Below are 16,589 nucleotides of genomic sequence, written 5' to 3'. Positions count from 1 at the left end.
TAGCAGCGCCAATTAAATCCTGCCCAACGATAAACCAACGCCACAAAAGAGAGAGATTTCATGTCGAGTATTGTGATTACTGGTGCAACCGCCGGTATTGGCCGCGCTGCCGCGATACTGCTGGCCAGCAAGAAGCATCGGGTATTTGCCGCGGGCCGCGACCCAACTGCACTGGCAGAGCTCGACGCCGGATACGAGAACATTACCGCTTTGGAAATGGATGTCACCGATAGTGAGTCGGTGCGCGCAGCCGTTGCAAAGGTGTTTGATGCCCTCGATGGTCAGGCACCGGACGTATTGGTGAACAATGCAGGTTACGCAGTAGTGGGACCACTGGAAGCGATTTCGGATGACGACTGGGAACAGCAGTTTCGCACCAACGTGCTCGGCCTGGTGCGTGTCACAAAAGCGTTCGTGCCAGGTATGCGAGAGCGACGACGCGGAAGGGTCATCAATGTCTCATCGGTCGCCGGCAAAGTGACGGTACCGTTTTTTGGACCCTACAATTCGACGAAACACGCTGTTGAATCCATTTCTGACTCACTGAGGCACGAACTGAGGCCGCATGGTGTCGATGTCGTGGTGATTGAGCCCGGCGCGGTTAAAACACGCTTTGGGTCACTGGAACAGCAACAGATAGAACATTGGATAGAGAACGCTCCTGCCTATGCTGAGCAGCTGCGTACACTCAAAGCATTCCACCATGACCTACATAGCAAAGGCGCGGACCCTATCACCGTAGCCGGAAGTATTGTCGACGCCTGCGAGGGCCACAGGCCTTCGCCGCGACGTGTAGTGCCCTTCTTCCCCGGCAGCGCATTCATTGCAATCAACGCCTGGCTGCCAACGCGCGTATCCGATTGGATCGTACAAAAGCTCACCGGCTTGCCCTGATCGATCATGGACAGTATAGAGTTCTCGGCCGACGAAAAAAGCGAGATCGCCCGCAAGGTTCAAATGTATTTCCACGAAGAACTTGAGCAGGAAATCGGCCGCTTTGACGCCGAGTTTCTGATTGATTTTTTTGCTGAGGAAGTAGGTGCGTATTTCTACAACAGAGGCATCTACGACGCTCAAGCCGTCATCAGCAAACGGACGGGGGAGTTGTCAGATGCATTGTATGAACTCGAAAAACCCACAAACAGCAATCAGTAAGCTCCGCGTCATTCTGCCGTAAACAAAAGCGGCGAGAGGTCTGTGACCCTTGCCTTGCGAGAGTCAGTCTTTTAATTTAACGACTGACTGACGCTGGCGATTAACGGTCAATTCAAAGACATCGGGCCGGGAATAGTGACCTGAAGGATCAAAGTTCTGCCGCTCTTGTCGTACTTTATCCAAGCCGATCGTCGCCGTAACCACAGCTTCACGACCAACAATGGGCTCCACAATCCAGCTGCCGTCAGGCGCGGCTATGCAAGACCCACCATCACCAAGTAGCTCATCGGCATTTTGCGTAATCATGGCGTGCTGAGGCACATCGATGGCGATGTCTTCTTTGCGCATTAGTCCTGAGACCGACAGTACATACATGCGATTCTCGAGCGCAATGTGCCGGGTCAAATCGATCGTATTGTTGGTGTTGCCCGGCCATACCGCCACATGCAAGTTTTCCCCCTGCGCATACAGTGCCGAGCGCGCAAGGGGCATCCAGTTTTCCCAACAGTTGAGTCCGCCGACGACGAAATTATTGAGCGAGTGCACCTGTAGTCCATGGCCATCACCTGTACCCCACACCAGGCGCTCCTCGTAGGTGGGCATTAACTTGCGATGTACTGATTGAACAACACCATCCTTGTCGATGTAGAGCAAACTGCAATAAATCGTATGCCCACCTCGATCCCCGGCGCGTTCCGCACATCCAAGGTACACGGCTATCTGATGCTCCCTCGCAAGTTGGCAGATACTCTCTAAATCACCGCTCTGCACACTCACCGCCTCGCGTAAGTAGTGGGCGAAGATCTGCTTTTGCTCGGGATCGTTAAATCGGGCCCCACCCGTAGACTCCAGCCAAAAGGGATAACCCGGTAGCAGCGTTTCGCCAAAGCACACAAGGTCAGCACCTTGTGTAGCAGCCTCTTCTATCGCTGTCTCTATCTTTTGGATGGTCGCCAGTTTGTTTAGCCAAACCGGCGCGATTTGCGCAATTGCGATATTGAGACTGTCGTTCATGTGTCCGCTAACCTCTCTGTAATGTCTTCTGCCACGAAGACGCGGATCGTTTTTGGGGCCCAGCGCAATGAAGCATAGCTCCCGTAGATGTTAGAGCCTGATCCGTAGCATCAGCCAGACCTTTGCGGTGTCCGGATAGCGCCCCGGCGCGTCTGCCTCAAACACTGCTGCTTTGGCCGTAGCCGTAAGCCAGTCGTTGATCACCCACTGCGCTTGCAGATCGATCTCGGTACCAAAACTCACACTGGAGGATTCCGCACTAAAGTCATGATAGCGGGCCGTTAACGCCAGCGGCCCCAGTTTTCCTTCAAGTGACACCCAGGCATCTTTTACACCATCGCCCGGCGTGGCTAGAAACTTATCCGCCCAGCCCTGGTGGCCGTGCCCGTTTGCCAGAGGCGTTCCAAACCCCACTCCGTTGTCAGCGCCGAGCACTTCGTAAGCCGCCTTAAGTCGCATATCGCCCAGCGGTGCTGCCATCTCAATAATGTAATACGGTGCCCGATAGTCCAACTCGCTGGCGCCCGAATCCTCCTGAGTCGCCAATCGGGCTAGCACCTTGAGCCCCGAGAACGCGCCGCTGTAAGCGACACCGAAGGTGTCACTGGAGTTGTTCCCCGTTTTCGCTGCACTGAAGTCACTCTGCGCAGCAACATCCAGCAGGTAGGCAAAGCCGACCAGTTCGTGACCGTCAGCAAGATCGTAGCTCATGCGCAGAAACGTACTGTCGCCGTGCCAGTCCGCTGGATCGATTCCATCAGAAGGACCAAACACGCGACTCACTTGGTTAACGTAGCTCGCATCGATGGCAAAACCAGGACGCACTTTCCATGTCAGTCTGACGGCATCGTAGGTCTGCTCATTTTGCTGCCAGGGCTTAGCGCCGACAAAGCGCCCTCTATCGAGCACAATGCGCTGCCGCCCTAGCGTAGCGTCGAGATCTCCGGTGGAATAGCGCAACCAGGCCTGGTTAAATTCTGTACCTTGCGGGCCTGCGATGGTCGGGTACTGGGGCTTGCCGTTTTCGGTGGAGTTGTAGTCTTCACTCCCAATACTGCTGACATCGTCAATCTCTAGCAATCCAGATACTGGCCCTAGTCTCCCAGACGCCAAGGTTAAACGCGTCCGCAACAGTGAGGCTTGCGCGGCATCGTCGAACCCGTCTTGATCTACATTTTCGTAGCGATAACGCAGATCCAGCGCGATAGAGCCGTCGCTGACAGCCGTCGCGAGCTGCTCGCCGATACTTACCTCCGCGCGCGCAGCAACAGCAAGAAATCCAAAAAAAACCGAGGTGCAAAGTAGCCTCAGTCTTAGGGTAGTCGGCGTCATGATCAGGCTGACTGCGCCTCCCACTGCGCCAAAATCGTGCGCAGCACACTGACAAATGCTATCGGCTCATCCAACATCAGGTGATGACGGGCGCCGGGAATACCGATGATTGGAACGTCCGTAGCGCCGCACTCGTGAATATATTCCGCCGAATCATCATCAAACAGCAGGCTATCCTGCCCATACACGATGGCCTTGCGCCCAGGTGTTTCGGCAATGATTTCGCCCTGACGAAACATGCGTTCCTGGCGACCAAAATCACTTTGAAACACGCCGGTATCAAACTTCCATGTCCAGCCGCCCTCCACCTGCTTCAGCGAATGGTAGGCCATGTAGTCGAACAGACTGGGAACATTTACCGGCTGGGGTGGCGATAGCACGAACCGTCCTTTGGCAGTTTCATAGTCGGGGTAGACACGATTGGGACGACTCGGATCTGAGCGCAGTGGCTTTTCTGAACCAAAATACGCTTTGAGTCGCTCCGGGCGCAGCACCATGAGATCGCAGATTATCAGCCCTCCAAAAAGAGCGTGATGTTCTTGCATCGCCGTCAGCGCCACATGACCTCCATAGGAGTGGGCTATAACGATGGGCTTAACCGCGTGATCCAACAGTCCGGTGGCCCGCGCAACATCCTCCACTTCAGCGGCACGCACGGGATCGGAATAATGCTCACGAACACCGGAATCGCCCATGCCAGACAGATCAAACGCCACCACGTGATAATGCTGTGCCAGAAACGGGGCGATAAAGCCAAAACACCGGGCGTGGGCCAAAAAACCATGTATCAACAGCAAACCGGGGTTTTTGGGATTGCCCCAGCGAAAATAGTGCATATCGCAACCACCGGACTTCACCCAGCCCTCTTCCCGGGGCACCAGCAGAGCGTCTTCCAACCAGGCGGGGACATCCACCGCGTCAGGAGATAGTTCGCTCGCGAGCGCTACTGTTGCGGTTACCTCAGTATTCATACCACTCCATTAATTGCCCGCAGGCAAAGTTCAGAAAGAAAAATCAAGTGAAGACCTTGAACCGCCGATCCTCGTGACTCAGCAACGCTTTAAAAGACACACGGCAGTCAGGATACCAGCGTAACAGACCAAGGCCTCGCTCTTTTCAGCGCGGTACCACGCAAAAAAAACGGGGCGCAGAGCCCCAGTTTATCCTGTGATCATCAGCGCCAACTAGCGCGCTGCTTTGCGCCGCGCATCAATACTCCAAGAACCCGCACCGTGGGCTGCAACAACAAGAAAGCCGCCTGCCATCGCAATATTCTTAAAGAACATGATGAACTGCATCGGGTCAGCTACATCAGCGTGAAAAAGTAAAGCGCTCACGATACTGAACCCCGCCAGCGCGACTGCTGTGATGCGCGTAAACAACCCGAAAATCAGTAGCAACGCCCCCAGCACCTCTACCAAGATGACCAACGGAAGCAGCTCCCCCGGGACACCCACGGATGCCATGTACCCTTGAGTCCCTTCATAGCCTTGGATTTTGTTGAGACCGGCGAGAAGAAAAATTGTCGACAGACCGACGCGGCCTGCAAGGTCGCCGGCGCTAGCCATGCGGTTGGCTTGTAGCGCGGAACTAGTGGGATTGCTGGAAGTTACTGTAGCTGTGCTCATGACAAATTCCTTATTGGCTGTCGGATGAAAGAGAGCGCAGATTACCTCCTATTTAATCGACTGATAATCGCATTTTTTGGTCTATTACGTTCGTTTTTTTAGAACTTATGGATTAACTAGAATACTTAAAACCAGCAAGCGCGCAAAATTGCGTCACTTGCGATAGCTCCAGTTGGTTAATCTGCCCGAAAGCTTACACCGATCATGTGCCGACCCGCATTCAGGTACACCCCGCGCGCGACGTGATTTACCTTCAGCCGATCGGTCTCGTTGTTGGTATTCACATTATTCCGAGGGCCCGGCGCCCGAATCAGCTCATCCATCGGTTGTCGCTTCAGGCATCTACGGTCTAGTCTTAGCGGGTAGTTCTAAGAGTTTTATTGCCGTGCCAATAAAACAATCCACAGTCCTTATTATCACTGTCATTCTGTGCTCCGCTCCGGCGGCGGCCGTGGACCTGATGGGCTGGCTCAAAAAAACCCTTGAAGGTGAGGAATCCACCGCGGCCATCACTGCGGCAATGAGCTGGTCCGCATACCGCTTCCGGAATCGGTAGAACCGGCCACGGACCTCTTGAAGAAACTGGGGCAGGATAAGTACGTGGATAGCTTTGAGCTAAGCATGAACCGCGCGGCGGAAGCAGCCGTGCCCGAGGGCAATGCCTTGCTCTATGAAGCCATCCGCAGCATGGATGTTGACGATGGCCTGGGAATCCTGAATGGCGGCGATCGCGCGGCAACAGATTACTTTTAAGCATCCGCGGGCGAGCAGCTCGCGCAGCGCATTCTGCCAATCATCAATGAGGCCACATCCAACGCCGGCGTTACGGCGTCATACAAGACCGTGATATCACGGCTCGGCCCCATGGCATCGACGCTGGGCATGGATACGCCTAATCTGGATAGCTACATCGCGGACAAGGCGCTGGAGGGGCCGTACACAATGATTGCAGCGCAGGAGAAAAGCATTCGTGAAAATCCCGTAGAACGCACCACCGAGTTGCTGCAGAAAGTCTTCGCGAAATAAGCGAGGAAAATCTGCTAACGGCCGTTTCCCGAGATCTGTTGCACCACCCCAGTATTCACACGAACTCATTGCGCGATTCCTGTAGCGCTCAGGAAGTCGTCTGCAGTGCTTACAAACATCCTTCCAATTGAACAGCGCGTTACGTCAATCAACACTGTGTCCCTACTAATCAGCAGTCAGAGTCGGGTAGGCTTCCGTGTAAATCCAGTCCCTGTCTTTTGCTGGCACATGGCAACCGAGGCAGTCGGTCTGGAAATTGCTGGCTACATTTTTGCTCGAGTCACTCGGCTTAAATAGTGCCCAGCCCCAACCTTTGCCCCAAATCGGGTTATCGGTAAAGCGTCCTCTCACATCCTTGATCATCACGAACCATTGCTTGAGTTCACTAGTCGCATAGCTAACGTTCTGCCCTGTGGTGAAACCGCCCGAGTTTGACGCCCGTAATTCCTTGACCAACGTGGCGCCGTCGGGAAATTTCCCCGTACGACGATAGGCCTCCACCGATGCCTTCTCCGTATAGACATCGTGAAAACCACTAGCCCCTCCTTCAGGTACAAACCAGGATCCCAGGTGTACCATTGAAGTACGAAAGCCATCGGGAAAACTGATTTTTCCGTCAGTATCAACGTATGGCGAAAAGTCCTCGCTTGCCATCAGCGCTGTAGCATTGAAAATAAAGGTCGAAGCCAATAACAATCCAGCAACAATTCTATTCGCGTGAGTCACGATCAGTTATCCATGGAAAGGTCAGAGTTCATTCCACCTGTAGCCTTTTCGCCTTTACCCTTGCCACCGCGTAACACCGGGTAGTACTGCGTAAACACCCAGTCATCAGCTGCAGCACCCGCATGGCATCCGTTGCATGACGCTGCCGGAAACGCCGCGGCTTTCTCTTTCAACGTTTTTAGATCCGGGTTTGAAAAACTGTAGTAGGCCCAGTTTCCCGGCTCATCAGGGAAGTGTTTTTTACTCTTAATGGTGGCTTCCAAACCGATGAAATCGCCTTGAAAGTAACCGTTTCCGCTGACCGCAGCCTTGCTGCCGACACTCACCAGCTCTTTTATGAGGATGGTGCCGTCACGAAACTCACCGGCTTTCTTCCAATGGGCCCAACTCTTGGGATCAATGTAAACATTATGGTGTTCGGGAAAGGCGGCCTTGCCGTTGTTGAGATCGTTCGGCGTTACCGGCGTACCGACATAAATCCATTCTCGATAGCCCCCAGGACGCTCAAGTTCTCCATTGTTGATATCGAAGTACTCCTCGGCGTAGGTCCCTGTGGCGAGTAAGGCTGACGCTAGCCCAATCAACAGGGCATAGCAGGCAGGCAACTTGCTAAAGGTCTTGATCATAACTAATCTCCGCTAATTAAGGACGCGGCAACAAGACGGCGCCCGTTTATTAAGAGGCCGTATTATGTGGGTGCGCGTCATCAGCCCGTGTCCCCCTGAGAATCATAAAAGTGTCTGATCGACTCAATGATGAAACAAATTTCGACGTGGTCGGTGACGTGCTGGAAACGCTTCGTTTCAGGGGATCCATATTTTTTTACTCCGAACTGGCTGCGCCCTGGGGCATGTCGCTTGAGCACACCGGTATTCCCCGATTCCACATTGGGATGTCGGGCAATTGCTTTGTCGGTGACGATGACCATGCAGCGGTCAGGGTTGAGGAGACGGACATTGTTATGCTGCCAACCGGCAATTCGCACTGGATAGCTGACCAACCCGGTAGGAAGTTGATCGCTAGCCAGCTGGCAGGGGAAGCCTGCGAACTCGATAGCCCATTATTTCAGCAAGGTAGGATCACTAATCGACTGATGTGCGGGATTGTTCATTATGATCAGGAGTCGCCACATCCGTTGCTGGACTCGCTGCCCGGCATAGTGCACTTTGCGAAGCTCGACTCAACTCACCCAATCTGGTCGACCGTCACCCTGATCGATAGCGAGATGCTACGCGCGGGCGGTATCGGTCGAACCATCGTCGACCGACTCACCGAAGTACTGTTTCTGCAACTCCTGAATTATTACGCGGAGCAGCACGACACCGCATCCGGGTTCTTCGTCGCATTACGTGACCGTCGTTTACAACGGGCGCTTACCTTGATTCACAAGGAGCCAGGATTTAACTGGTCACTATCGATACTTGGCGATCAGGTCGGTATGTCAAAAGCAACACTGGTACGACATTTTAAGGATTCGATTGGGATAGCACCCATGACCTACATCGAGAACTGGCGAATCATGAAAGCCTACAACCTGATCAAATATGGCTCGACGCCACTGGAGCAAATCGCCGGCTCGATCGGCTTTGGTTCAGCCAGAACGCTGAACAAATCATTTCAGCGGCATTATGGGTATACGCCAAATGAAATGAGACGTCGACTACAGGCATCTGATTCTCGCGAGTAGACAAATATGAGCCTGGAAATACAGCTCTTGAGTCCCAGGACCTGATCTGGTTAATGACCCGGTTTTTGTCAATAGAAACATTGTCTTTCGATGCAATGTGTCGCTATCCGCAGCACCACTGAGCGCCTCCTCGGCGATTGATCGGCAGAGCTGGCCCATCTCCCGTGGACTAGCCGGTACGCGCGATTGTCGTTAATCAGCATGAGCGGTCTCTTGAGCCGGGCGTTGATCGTCGCGGTGAAGTAGCCGGTAAAGAGCTGGAATGACAAAGAGGGTCAGCAGAGTCGATGAGATGATGCCACCAATTACGACAGTTGCCAGGGGCCGCTGCACTTCAGAACCAATCCCCGTGTTCAGCGCCATCGGAATAAAACCGAGCGAGGCCACCAACGCGGTGGTAAGCACCGGACGCAGCCGGGTTAACGCGCCTTCGGAAATTGCCTGCTCCAGGGACCGCCCCTCTCTACGCAGCTCCCGTATGAACGACACCATCACCAACCCATTCAGTATGGCGATACCGGAGAGTGCGATAAAACCGACAGCGGCGGAGATCGAGAACGGAATATTCCTGAGCATTAGAGCCGCAACTCCACCGGTCAACGCCAATGGCACACCGGAGAAGATGATCATGGCATCCTTGAAAGAGCCCAGCGCCAGAATCAGCAGGCCGACAATCATCAACAGCGTAACAGGCACGACGATGGATAGCCGCTGTGACGCCGATTGCAGTTTCTGATAGGTGCCGCCGTATTCCACCCAGTAGCCCGCGGGCAGAACCACAGCGCCGTTGATCGCAATTTTAATATCCGCGACAAAACTCCCAAGATCCCGCGCCCGCACGTTGGCGGTGACAACCACACGGCGCTTGCCGTTTTCCCGGTTGACCTGATTGACCCCCTGCACACGTTGCAACTGAGCCAGCTCCTGCAGCGGTACGCTCATGCCGTCAGGAAGATGTATTGGCAGACGCGCCATAGCATCCACATCGCTGCGCAGTGATTCCTGAAGCCGAACAACGATATCGGCGCGCCGGTCTCCCTCATAGTACTTGCCAGCAACCCGCCCACCAAAGGCGGTTGCCAGTTGCTCCTGTATCTGCATTTTGCTGATACCGTACTGGGCCAGTTTGTCCAACTTCGGCAGGATCGTCAGCATGGGCAGGCCGGTGGTCTGCTCCACCTGCAGATCCGCAATGCCCTCTACCGCACTGATCGCCGCTTCGATTTCATCACCCAATACCGCCAGCGTTTCCAGATCATCACCGAACACCTTGATGGCCAGCTCCGATCGAACACCGGACAGCAGCTCGTTAAAGCGCATCTGAATAGGCTGCAAAAACTCGTACCGGTTACCGGGAACATCGCTCACCAGCGCATCCAGTTCTTCGACGATCTGCTCTTTAGGCTTGTCGGGATTGGGCCACTGGTCCCGAGGCTTGAGAATAATGAAGTTGTCCGCGACGCTGGGAGGCACTGCATCGGTTGCGACATCGGCCGTTCCGATCTTGGCGAACACACGCTCTACTTCCGGGAGCTCCTTAATGCGCTCTTCCAGAATTTCCTGCAGCGCGATGGACTGACTCAACGACGTGCCCGGAATCCGCAGCGCATGCATGGCAATATCGCCCTCGTCCAGATTGGGGGCGAACTCGCTGCCCAGTCGGCTGGCACCAAAGACGCTGATGATCACCAGGACTGTGGCCAGTGCCACCACCAGTCCCCGGAAGTGCAGCACCCACTGCAGGGCGGGCTGATACGCAGATGTAGCAGCGTGAAGGATCGGATTGCGCTTTTCCTGAACGGGCTTCCGGAACAGCAGCGCAATCGCCGCCGGGACAAAGGTAATGGAGAGCAGCATGGCACTGAGTAGGGCTATCACCACGGTAATTGCCATGGGATGGAACATTTTGCCCTCAACGCCTTCCAGCGCAAAAATCGGCACGTAGACCACAGTGATAATAAATACACCAAACAGAGCCGGACGAATAACCTCTCTGGTCGCTTCAAACACCACGTCGAGTCGTTCTCGTGCCGCCAATACGCCGTTGGCAGTGCTGGCCTGCGTCAATCGTCGGAGGCAGTTTTCCACAATGATGATGGCGCCATCGACGAGAAGGCCAAAATCCAGAGCACCGAGGCTCATCAGGTTAGCGCTGACCCGCGTTTGAACCATGCCGGTAACCGTCATCAGCATGGCAAAAGGGATAACCAACGCGGTCAAAAAAGCCGCGCGAATATTGCCCAGCAGCAGAAAAAGAACGACGACGACCAGCAAGGCGCCCTCAACAAGATTGGTCCGTACGGTCGCCAGGGTTTTATTCACCAGCTTGGTGCGGTCATAAACGGCGGTAGCCACCACGCCTTGCGGCAGGTTCTGATTGACCTCTATCAACTTTTCAGCCACCGCACTGGCAACGGTACGGCTGTTTTCGCCGATCAGCATGAACACGGTGCTCATGACCACTTCGTGACCGTTCTGCGTCGCCGCGCCCGTTCGAAGTCCGTGACCCTCGCTGACCCGCGCGACATCCGCCACTCTCACGGTGGCGCCGTCGTGAGTCGTCAGCGGAATCTGACCGACATCGTCAATGGCTTCCGCCTGCCCGGGAATGCGGATCAGCCACTGGGCGCCATAGCGCTCGATAAACCCCGCGCCCTGGTTGACGTTATTGGACTCAATCGCCAGCACGACATCGGCCTGACTCAGGCTATGGGCCAGTAATCGAGCAGGGTCAAACGCCACAAGAATCTCGCGCTCATAGCCGCCGATCGGGTTGACTTCCACCACACCGGGAACGCGCATGAGTTGCGGGCGGATAATCCAGTCGTGCGCTGCTCGAAGATCCATGGGTGTAATCGGGTCGCCGTCGGCGTTGATCGCGCCCGGTTCGGCATCCACCGTAAACATGAAGATTTCGCCAAGTCCCGTGGCAATGGGGCCCATCTCCGGCTCCAGCGCGGTCGGTAGCTCCGATCGGGCAGCTGACAACCGCTCATTAACCAGCTGCCGGGCAAAATAGATATCGGTGCCATCGCTGAAGATCGCCACCACCTGCGACAGTCCGTAGCGCGAGACCGAGCGTGTATGGGCCAGACCCGGCAATCCGGCCAATGCGGTTTCCAGTGGGTAGGAAATGCGCTGCTCTACTTCCAGAGGCGTAAAGCCTGGTGCTTCGGTATTGATCATCACCTGTACATTGGTAATGTCGGGCACTGCATCAATCGGCAATTTAGTGAAGCTCCAGCCTCCCAGGCACGCCAGCAGCAGCACCAGCAGGATCACCACGCCACTGCGGTGTATTGAGAAGTGTAAAATCCTGTCCAGCATCAGCGGGCCCCTAGTGATCGTGCGACGCGCCGGATTTTTCAATATCGGCCTTGATGACATAGCTGTTCTCGGTCACGTACCGCGCGCCGGGCTCCAGTCCACCCAGGACTTCCACCCAGGGGCCGGCTTCACGTCCCAATTCCAGCATCCGGACTTCATAGTCCTCGCCCACCTTGACGTAGACCACGGTAAAGTCGCGAAAACCCTGCAACCCACTGCGCTTGACCGCCAATGGCACAGCAAAGCTGTCGACCTCGATATCACCAGTGACAAACAGGCCCTCACTCAGTACACCGTCCGCATTACTAATCTCGGCCAGGAAGAGTCTTGCCTGATCGTCGCGTACTCCAATTCTTGAGCCGCTGATCATGCTGGTCCGCGCTTGATCCAACCCGTTAAAAGTCAGAGTGACCGGCGCCCCTGCTTTAACGCGGAGCCTGTCCATCGGGTAGACGGCCAGCTCGGCTACCAGGTTATCGGTGCGCGTGATTTCCAGTAACGTTCGCCCTGCGCTCATCTCTCCAGGGCTGGCAAACTGTTGACTGATAACGCCATCCATCGGCGCCAGGATCTGGAAGGCTTTCAGGCTCTCGTTACTCTCGATGGTCGCAAGTAACTGCCCTTGTTTTACCCGGTCTCCGAGGCTGACAGGCATCGTTTTGATGACACCATCAAAGCGCGCCTGAATCTGCCGTGTGGCCCCCGGGGGCAGTGTCAGCTTGCCGTAGACCCGAATAGTTTGATGCAGTGTGGCGCCAGCCGCCGTTTCTGTGGCGATCGCCATGGCATCGGCAACCGAATCGGCAATGCGGGTCCGCCCCTCCAGGTTGTCGTACTGCCAGCGGAAGGTCTCGCCCTCGTATTCCGCCGTGACTGTCACCACAAAAGAGTGAGGCTCATAAATCACGGTATCGCCGCGCAGGTAGTCCTCCTCGACTCGAAAGCCAATGTCGTCCACGACATCCCCCAGGCGAGTGAGTCGTACCCGAAGGTCTACCGCGGCAGATGACACCGGTTGCCCGTTACTGGTTGTCCAGACCCGAAACTCCGGCGGCACGCCAGTTTCGAAAATGGCCAGCTCAATGGCAAAGTCGCCATCACGCAACACCCGGCCGCCATGCGGTCCTTTTTCCGGCTCGGCCTCCTCATCCGACGGTCCCATGGCTGCCGTCGCAGTTAGCGGGAGTAACAAGGCCCCCATCATCAATGGATACACCAATAAATAATGAAAGGCGCGGCGAAACATGGTCAGGTTTCTCACAGTCGTGGCATCCTCAAAAATTCAGTGTCGAGCCGGTGAGGCGTTGAAGTTCGATATGCTGCAGGTGAATGGCTTCAAGGGCGCTCAACAGCTCCTGTTGTGCCACTAATCGCTTATGCAGAATGGCGGTCCACTGCTGATAACCCAGCTTGCCGCTCTCATAGGCTCGCCCGGCGTGCGCCTCCGCTTTTTGCAGCGCAGGGAGTATCTGCTCCTGCAGCGTCCGTATCACATGTTGGCTGTGGCTGATTTCCTGGAGCAGGACATACAGCTGCGTGGTCAGTTGGCGCTGAAATGCCTCGAACTCGCTCGCATATGCAGCCTGTTCGCCCTGAAGGCTTCTCACCTTTCCAGCGCTTTTGCGATCCCTCCCGAGAGGCACCGAAAGGCCGGCTACCAGCCCGACATCATCGGTTGTCTCAAAACGGCGGACTCCCAGTGAAAATTGCCACTGCGGCCTGGCTTCGATTCGCGCCAGTTCTATTTTCGACTCAGCGATACGCTGCTGTGTGGCCAGTAGCGCCAACGCGGGGTTTTCTTTCAGCTGATCAAATTGCTGCTCTGCACTATCGAGCTTCGGAACCTTTTGTAGCGCACCTACTAGCCGGAAATCACTACCCTCCTCGCCCCATTGTGCCCTCAACCGGTAACGCGTTGAGGCGAGCCTGTGTTTCAGGTCTTCAGCCTCGAGTTCCCGTTGCGCCAGCTCCACCTCAGCCTGCAGATGCTCAAACTCGGGGCTCTTGCCGATGGCAACTCGCATCTTTATAGCGGCGACAGTGTCTCTGGCTTGTTGGGCGGCCGTGTGTGATAGCGCCAGGCGCTGTTCTTCGACCAACGCCTGAATAAACAGCCGGGATGTCTGCGCGGACAGATCGAGCGCTTTGATTTCTTTCTGGACCTCGACCTGACTTGCAGCAACGCGGGCAGCTTGAACACGACTCTCAATGCGCGCACCTTGCGTTATCCAGCTTATAGACAAGGTGGATTGGGTACGGTCGACCGCGTCGTAATCGCCGGTGCCACCGAAATCTTCAACCATCAGGCCAATGTCAGGCCGCTGTCCTACGCCTGCCTGATCGACCACACCGCGAAATGCCTCGCGTTTGTTTACAAACACATCCAGCTCCGGATGTTGCGCGAGCGTCCGTTGAACCGCCTCATCAAGGGTTAACAATGGCTGTTGGGATACGCTTTGGGCACCAGCAGACAGGGGCACGAGGCCTGCTCCAACGATCAGCACCGGAAAGGAAGCCTGCACCAGAAACCACCTTAAAAACCGACCAGTGATCGGCTTTTTTTCCATGCCCATATCGTGCAACATCATCGCTAGAGCCTGTACTTCACAAAAAATTAATGGGAAAAAGCCGCTTCAACCACGTGATGCAGGGCGTCCACGCCAACCGTGGAAAATAGCGTGATCACTCCCAGAAAAAGCAGACAGTAACCCCAGGGCGGCAGTTGGGACCTTTCGTGGAATACGAGGGCCCGGATGCGTAAATCAATATCGTCTGCAGCAAAATGACTCACCATAGCCGGGTGCAAATTGCCGGCAAAGCAGCGCTGTAGTCTGGCGACCTTGACCAGGGTCTGGGCGATATCGAAATTACCGTAGGACGTGCAAACCTGAGCATCAGCCCGTTGTTCACTTGCCAGTGAGAATAGCCGGTTCAAACCGCGAGCTACCGGTTTGGGGTAAAGCGACGCGAAAAGCGAGAACAACAGTTTTTTCTCGGTATCTTTATGCCGGATATGCGCTCGTTCGTGATCAAGGATGATCCCCAGCTCCGTTTCTGAAACCTGCTCCATAAGCCCTGTCGTGACATAGCATCTGGGAAGGAAAATCCCCGCGCTGAATGCTGCCGGTGCCTGAGAATCAAGCACTACGACATCTCGACCGATGTCCCCGTACCCGGAGTGGGTCTGCGAGAGCCGCGTGAGAATCTGCAGCGCATTAGTATGGCGAACAGCCTTCAGACCACTGCGGACCAGAACGTAAACGATGCCCAGTACAAAAAACAACAGAACCGCACTGTGCCAACTGTCAAGGTAGAACACATAGGGGTGGTGCCAGTGAGCCAGTCGGCCCAGCCAGATCGCGCTTTCTGATTCGGCTAGAGACGGTAAAAAAAGTAATGCGCAAAGGATGCCTACTAACCATGGCGCGGCCACGAACGACCATAAGATCTCCTGTCGTGCACCGGCCGACAACTGAGTGGCCCAGCGAGCAAAAAAAGGCGACAAAGAAGACAGCAACAGGGTGGCCGCAAACAAGCCAATAAGCGCGATATTGAGCAAATTCAGCAGAATTGCCGACGTATCAATCAGCATCAGAGTTTTCCTGACTGCGCAGCTGGCGCTGGAGTTGGATCAGCTTTTCCAGTTGGGTCAGTTTTTCGTCGTCCAAATTGACAGAGACGGACGAAAAGGCAGCAATCAGACTGTGCTCACCTTTTCCCAGAAAGTCGCAGGTGACATCCTGAATCAGTCGGGCCATCAACTCCTCCCTCCCGAGTCTTGCGCGATATTGATAGGCATGCCCCCGCTTCTCACGAGATAGCAGGCCTTTCTTGAACAACCTGTCCAGGGTGCTCTGAATGGTGTTCAGGGTACCGCCCCGACTTTTTGTCAACGCCGCATAGGCCTGCTTGGCATCAGCCTCCGGCACGCTCCACAGATACTGAAGAACCTGCTTCTCTAGATCTCCCAGAATCACATTACAACTTCCCAAATACGACGGTCCAAACCCTAACAGACATTAAAACCGATTGCTTATCGGTTTTAATGTCTGAAGCACTGGCTCCAGAGTTCAGGGTGACAACCAAAGCTAACGATACCAAGCACCGCGCATTAATCCCGCCCGGTGCCTTCGCCGCATAACGTGCACCGATGCACGCGCAGCTCTCGACCGAGTTCGAGGTCCATAGTCCATGTCGGGGAGAGGCGGCGGCGGGCGCCAAATTTTGAGCTGCCACGCGATGTTGTGGGCCCTGAGTTAAATCTCAGACCACCATTCCTTGCTGGAACCGCAGCTGTGTGAGCCACCTGAACGAGAACGTCGCGAGGGCAGACAACCGCTGAGCACCTATCCCGGTACCTATTGAACACTTAGGCAGCGACAGAGCCAAGCTATAGGCTATTGATTTAATTGGTGGAGCCAGACGGGATCGAACCGTCGACCTCAACACTGCCAGTGTTGCGCTCTCCCAGCTGAGCTATGGCCCCAAAGAGGAGGCGCGATTCTAATAGGCGCTGCAGTGAATTTCAATAGATCCGTCAGAAAATAGCCCATCTAGTGCGGCCCTAGCACAAAAGACCTGAACGGCTCTCGAAGCACGGCCAACTGCTGATAACATCACCATCCTCACGGAGTTAAGCAGAGCTCTGTTTGTCGATGTGGTCAAAGCTGGAGCATCTCTGATAATGAACGAAT

The 16,589-nt window shown here is 55.1% G+C and carries 14 protein-coding genes, 1 tRNA gene and 1 pseudogene; 4 read left to right on the top strand and 12 right to left on the bottom strand.

Going from position 1 to position 16,589, the window contains the following annotated elements:
- Positions 1 to 60 precede the first annotated feature (60 nt).
- The gene (locus ACI9KD_RS06595) at positions 61 to 894 is read left to right on the top strand and encodes an SDR family oxidoreductase (protein WP_414980367.1); all 834 of its coding nucleotides are present in this window, start codon (positions 61 to 63) and stop codon (positions 892 to 894) included.
- 6 nt (positions 895 to 900) lie between these two features.
- Entirely contained in the window at positions 901 to 1,155 is a 255-nt protein-coding gene (locus ACI9KD_RS06590) for a DUF2164 domain-containing protein (protein WP_414980366.1), read from the top strand.
- Between the two features lie 63 nt (positions 1,156 to 1,218).
- Here ACI9KD_RS06590 and ACI9KD_RS06585 read toward each other — a convergent pair whose 3' ends face one another.
- The 4 genes from ACI9KD_RS06585 to ACI9KD_RS06570 all read right to left on the bottom strand — a co-directional run bounded on the left by ACI9KD_RS06585 (position 1,219) and on the right by ACI9KD_RS06570 (position 5,129).
- Positions 1,219 to 2,169 (bottom strand): carbon-nitrogen hydrolase family protein, encoded by a 951-nt coding sequence (locus ACI9KD_RS06585; RefSeq protein WP_414980365.1) that lies wholly within the window; start codon positions 2,167 to 2,169, stop codon positions 1,219 to 1,221.
- Positions 2,170 to 2,259: 90 nt separating this feature from the next.
- Positions 2,260 to 3,501, bottom strand: coding sequence for an alginate export family protein (locus ACI9KD_RS06580; RefSeq protein WP_414980364.1), 1,242 nt, complete (start codon positions 3,499 to 3,501; stop codon positions 2,260 to 2,262).
- 2 nt (positions 3,502 to 3,503) lie between these two features.
- Entirely contained in the window at positions 3,504 to 4,472 is a 969-nt protein-coding gene (locus ACI9KD_RS06575; RefSeq protein ID WP_414980363.1) for an alpha/beta fold hydrolase, read from the bottom strand.
- 213 nt (positions 4,473 to 4,685) lie between these two features.
- Positions 4,686 to 5,129, bottom strand: a complete 444-nt coding sequence (locus tag ACI9KD_RS06570) for a DoxX family protein (protein WP_414980362.1) — start codon at positions 5,127 to 5,129, stop codon at positions 4,686 to 4,688.
- 495 nt (positions 5,130 to 5,624) lie between these two features.
- Here ACI9KD_RS06570 and ACI9KD_RS06565 point away from each other — a divergent pair.
- Positions 5,625 to 6,155 (top strand): annotated as a pseudogene (locus ACI9KD_RS06565) (DUF4197 domain-containing protein).
- Positions 6,156 to 6,320: 165 nt separating this feature from the next.
- Here the strand turns inward: ACI9KD_RS06565 and ACI9KD_RS06560 are convergent.
- Positions 6,321 to 6,881, bottom strand: coding sequence for a cytochrome P460 family protein (locus ACI9KD_RS06560; RefSeq protein ID WP_414980361.1), 561 nt, complete (start codon positions 6,879 to 6,881; stop codon positions 6,321 to 6,323).
- A gap of 2 nt (positions 6,882 to 6,883) precedes the next feature.
- On the bottom strand, positions 6,884 to 7,507 hold the full coding sequence (locus ACI9KD_RS06555; RefSeq protein WP_414980360.1) for a cytochrome P460 family protein: 624 nt from the start codon (positions 7,505 to 7,507) through the stop codon (positions 6,884 to 6,886).
- Positions 7,508 to 7,617: 110 nt separating this feature from the next.
- Here ACI9KD_RS06555 and ACI9KD_RS06550 point away from each other — a divergent pair, with 110 nt between their 5' ends.
- Positions 7,618 to 8,568: a cupin domain-containing protein gene (locus tag ACI9KD_RS06550; RefSeq protein ID WP_414980359.1), complete on the top strand. Its 951-nt coding sequence runs from the start codon at positions 7,618 to 7,620 to the stop codon at positions 8,566 to 8,568.
- A gap of 192 nt (positions 8,569 to 8,760) precedes the next feature.
- Here ACI9KD_RS06550 and ACI9KD_RS06545 read toward each other — a convergent pair whose 3' ends face one another.
- The 6 genes from ACI9KD_RS06545 to ACI9KD_RS06520 form a co-directional block, all read right to left on the bottom strand.
- Positions 8,761 to 11,895 (bottom strand): efflux RND transporter permease subunit, encoded by a 3,135-nt coding sequence (locus ACI9KD_RS06545; RefSeq protein ID WP_414980402.1) that lies wholly within the window; start codon positions 11,893 to 11,895, stop codon positions 8,761 to 8,763.
- A 10-nt stretch (positions 11,896 to 11,905) separates the two neighbouring features.
- Positions 11,906 to 13,156: an efflux RND transporter periplasmic adaptor subunit gene (locus tag ACI9KD_RS06540; protein ID WP_414980358.1), complete on the bottom strand. Its 1,251-nt coding sequence runs from the start codon at positions 13,154 to 13,156 to the stop codon at positions 11,906 to 11,908.
- A gap of 13 nt (positions 13,157 to 13,169) precedes the next feature.
- Positions 13,170 to 14,483 (bottom strand): TolC family protein, encoded by a 1,314-nt coding sequence (locus ACI9KD_RS06535; RefSeq protein WP_414980357.1) that lies wholly within the window; start codon positions 14,481 to 14,483, stop codon positions 13,170 to 13,172.
- Positions 14,484 to 14,509: 26 nt separating this feature from the next.
- Entirely contained in the window at positions 14,510 to 15,487 is a 978-nt protein-coding gene (locus tag ACI9KD_RS06530) for a M56 family metallopeptidase (protein WP_414980356.1), read from the bottom strand.
- Complete coding sequence (locus ACI9KD_RS06525; protein ID WP_414980355.1) at positions 15,477 to 15,872, bottom strand: BlaI/MecI/CopY family transcriptional regulator; 396 nt, start codon at positions 15,870 to 15,872, stop codon at positions 15,477 to 15,479. Before ACI9KD_RS06525 ends, ACI9KD_RS06530 begins: the two co-directional genes overlap by 11 nt.
- A gap of 433 nt (positions 15,873 to 16,305) precedes the next feature.
- Positions 16,306 to 16,381: transfer RNA gene (locus ACI9KD_RS06520), tRNA-Ala, on the bottom strand.
- Between the last annotated feature and the right edge of the window lie 208 nt (positions 16,382 to 16,589).

Origin of the sequence: Congregibacter sp. (genome assembly GCF_047617445.1) — a bacterium.
Taxonomy (GTDB): domain Bacteria; phylum Pseudomonadota; class Gammaproteobacteria; order Pseudomonadales; family Halieaceae; genus Congregibacter.
Note: the sequence above shows the minus strand (reverse complement) of the source record. Positions and strands in the feature narration are given on the sequence as shown.

Excerpts from the sequence above, each read along its gene's own strand:
- ACI9KD_RS06570 (WP_414980362.1), bottom strand. The coding sequence starts at position 5,129 with ATGAGCACAGCTACAGTAACTTCCAGCAATCCCACTAGTTCCGCGCTA.
- ACI9KD_RS06530 (WP_414980356.1), bottom strand. The coding sequence starts at position 15,487 with ATGCTGATTGATACGTCGGCAATTCTGCTGAATTTGCTCAATATCGCG.
- ACI9KD_RS06595 (WP_414980367.1), top strand. The coding sequence starts at position 61 with ATGTCGAGTATTGTGATTACTGGTGCAACCGCCGGTATTGGCCGCGCT.
- ACI9KD_RS06535 (WP_414980357.1), bottom strand. The coding sequence starts at position 14,483 with ATGATGTTGCACGATATGGGCATGGAAAAAAAGCCGATCACTGGTCGG.
- ACI9KD_RS06545 (WP_414980402.1), bottom strand. The coding sequence starts at position 11,895 with ATGCTGGACAGGATTTTACACTTCTCAATACACCGCAGTGGCGTGGTG.
- ACI9KD_RS06575 (WP_414980363.1), bottom strand. The coding sequence starts at position 4,472 with ATGAATACTGAGGTAACCGCAACAGTAGCGCTCGCGAGCGAACTATCT.
- ACI9KD_RS06555 (WP_414980360.1), bottom strand. The coding sequence starts at position 7,507 with ATGATCAAGACCTTTAGCAAGTTGCCTGCCTGCTATGCCCTGTTGATT.
- ACI9KD_RS06580 (WP_414980364.1), bottom strand. The coding sequence starts at position 3,501 with ATGACGCCGACTACCCTAAGACTGAGGCTACTTTGCACCTCGGTTTTT.
- ACI9KD_RS06590 (WP_414980366.1), top strand. The coding sequence starts at position 901 with ATGGACAGTATAGAGTTCTCGGCCGACGAAAAAAGCGAGATCGCCCGC.
- ACI9KD_RS06585 (WP_414980365.1), bottom strand. The coding sequence starts at position 2,169 with ATGAACGACAGTCTCAATATCGCAATTGCGCAAATCGCGCCGGTTTGG.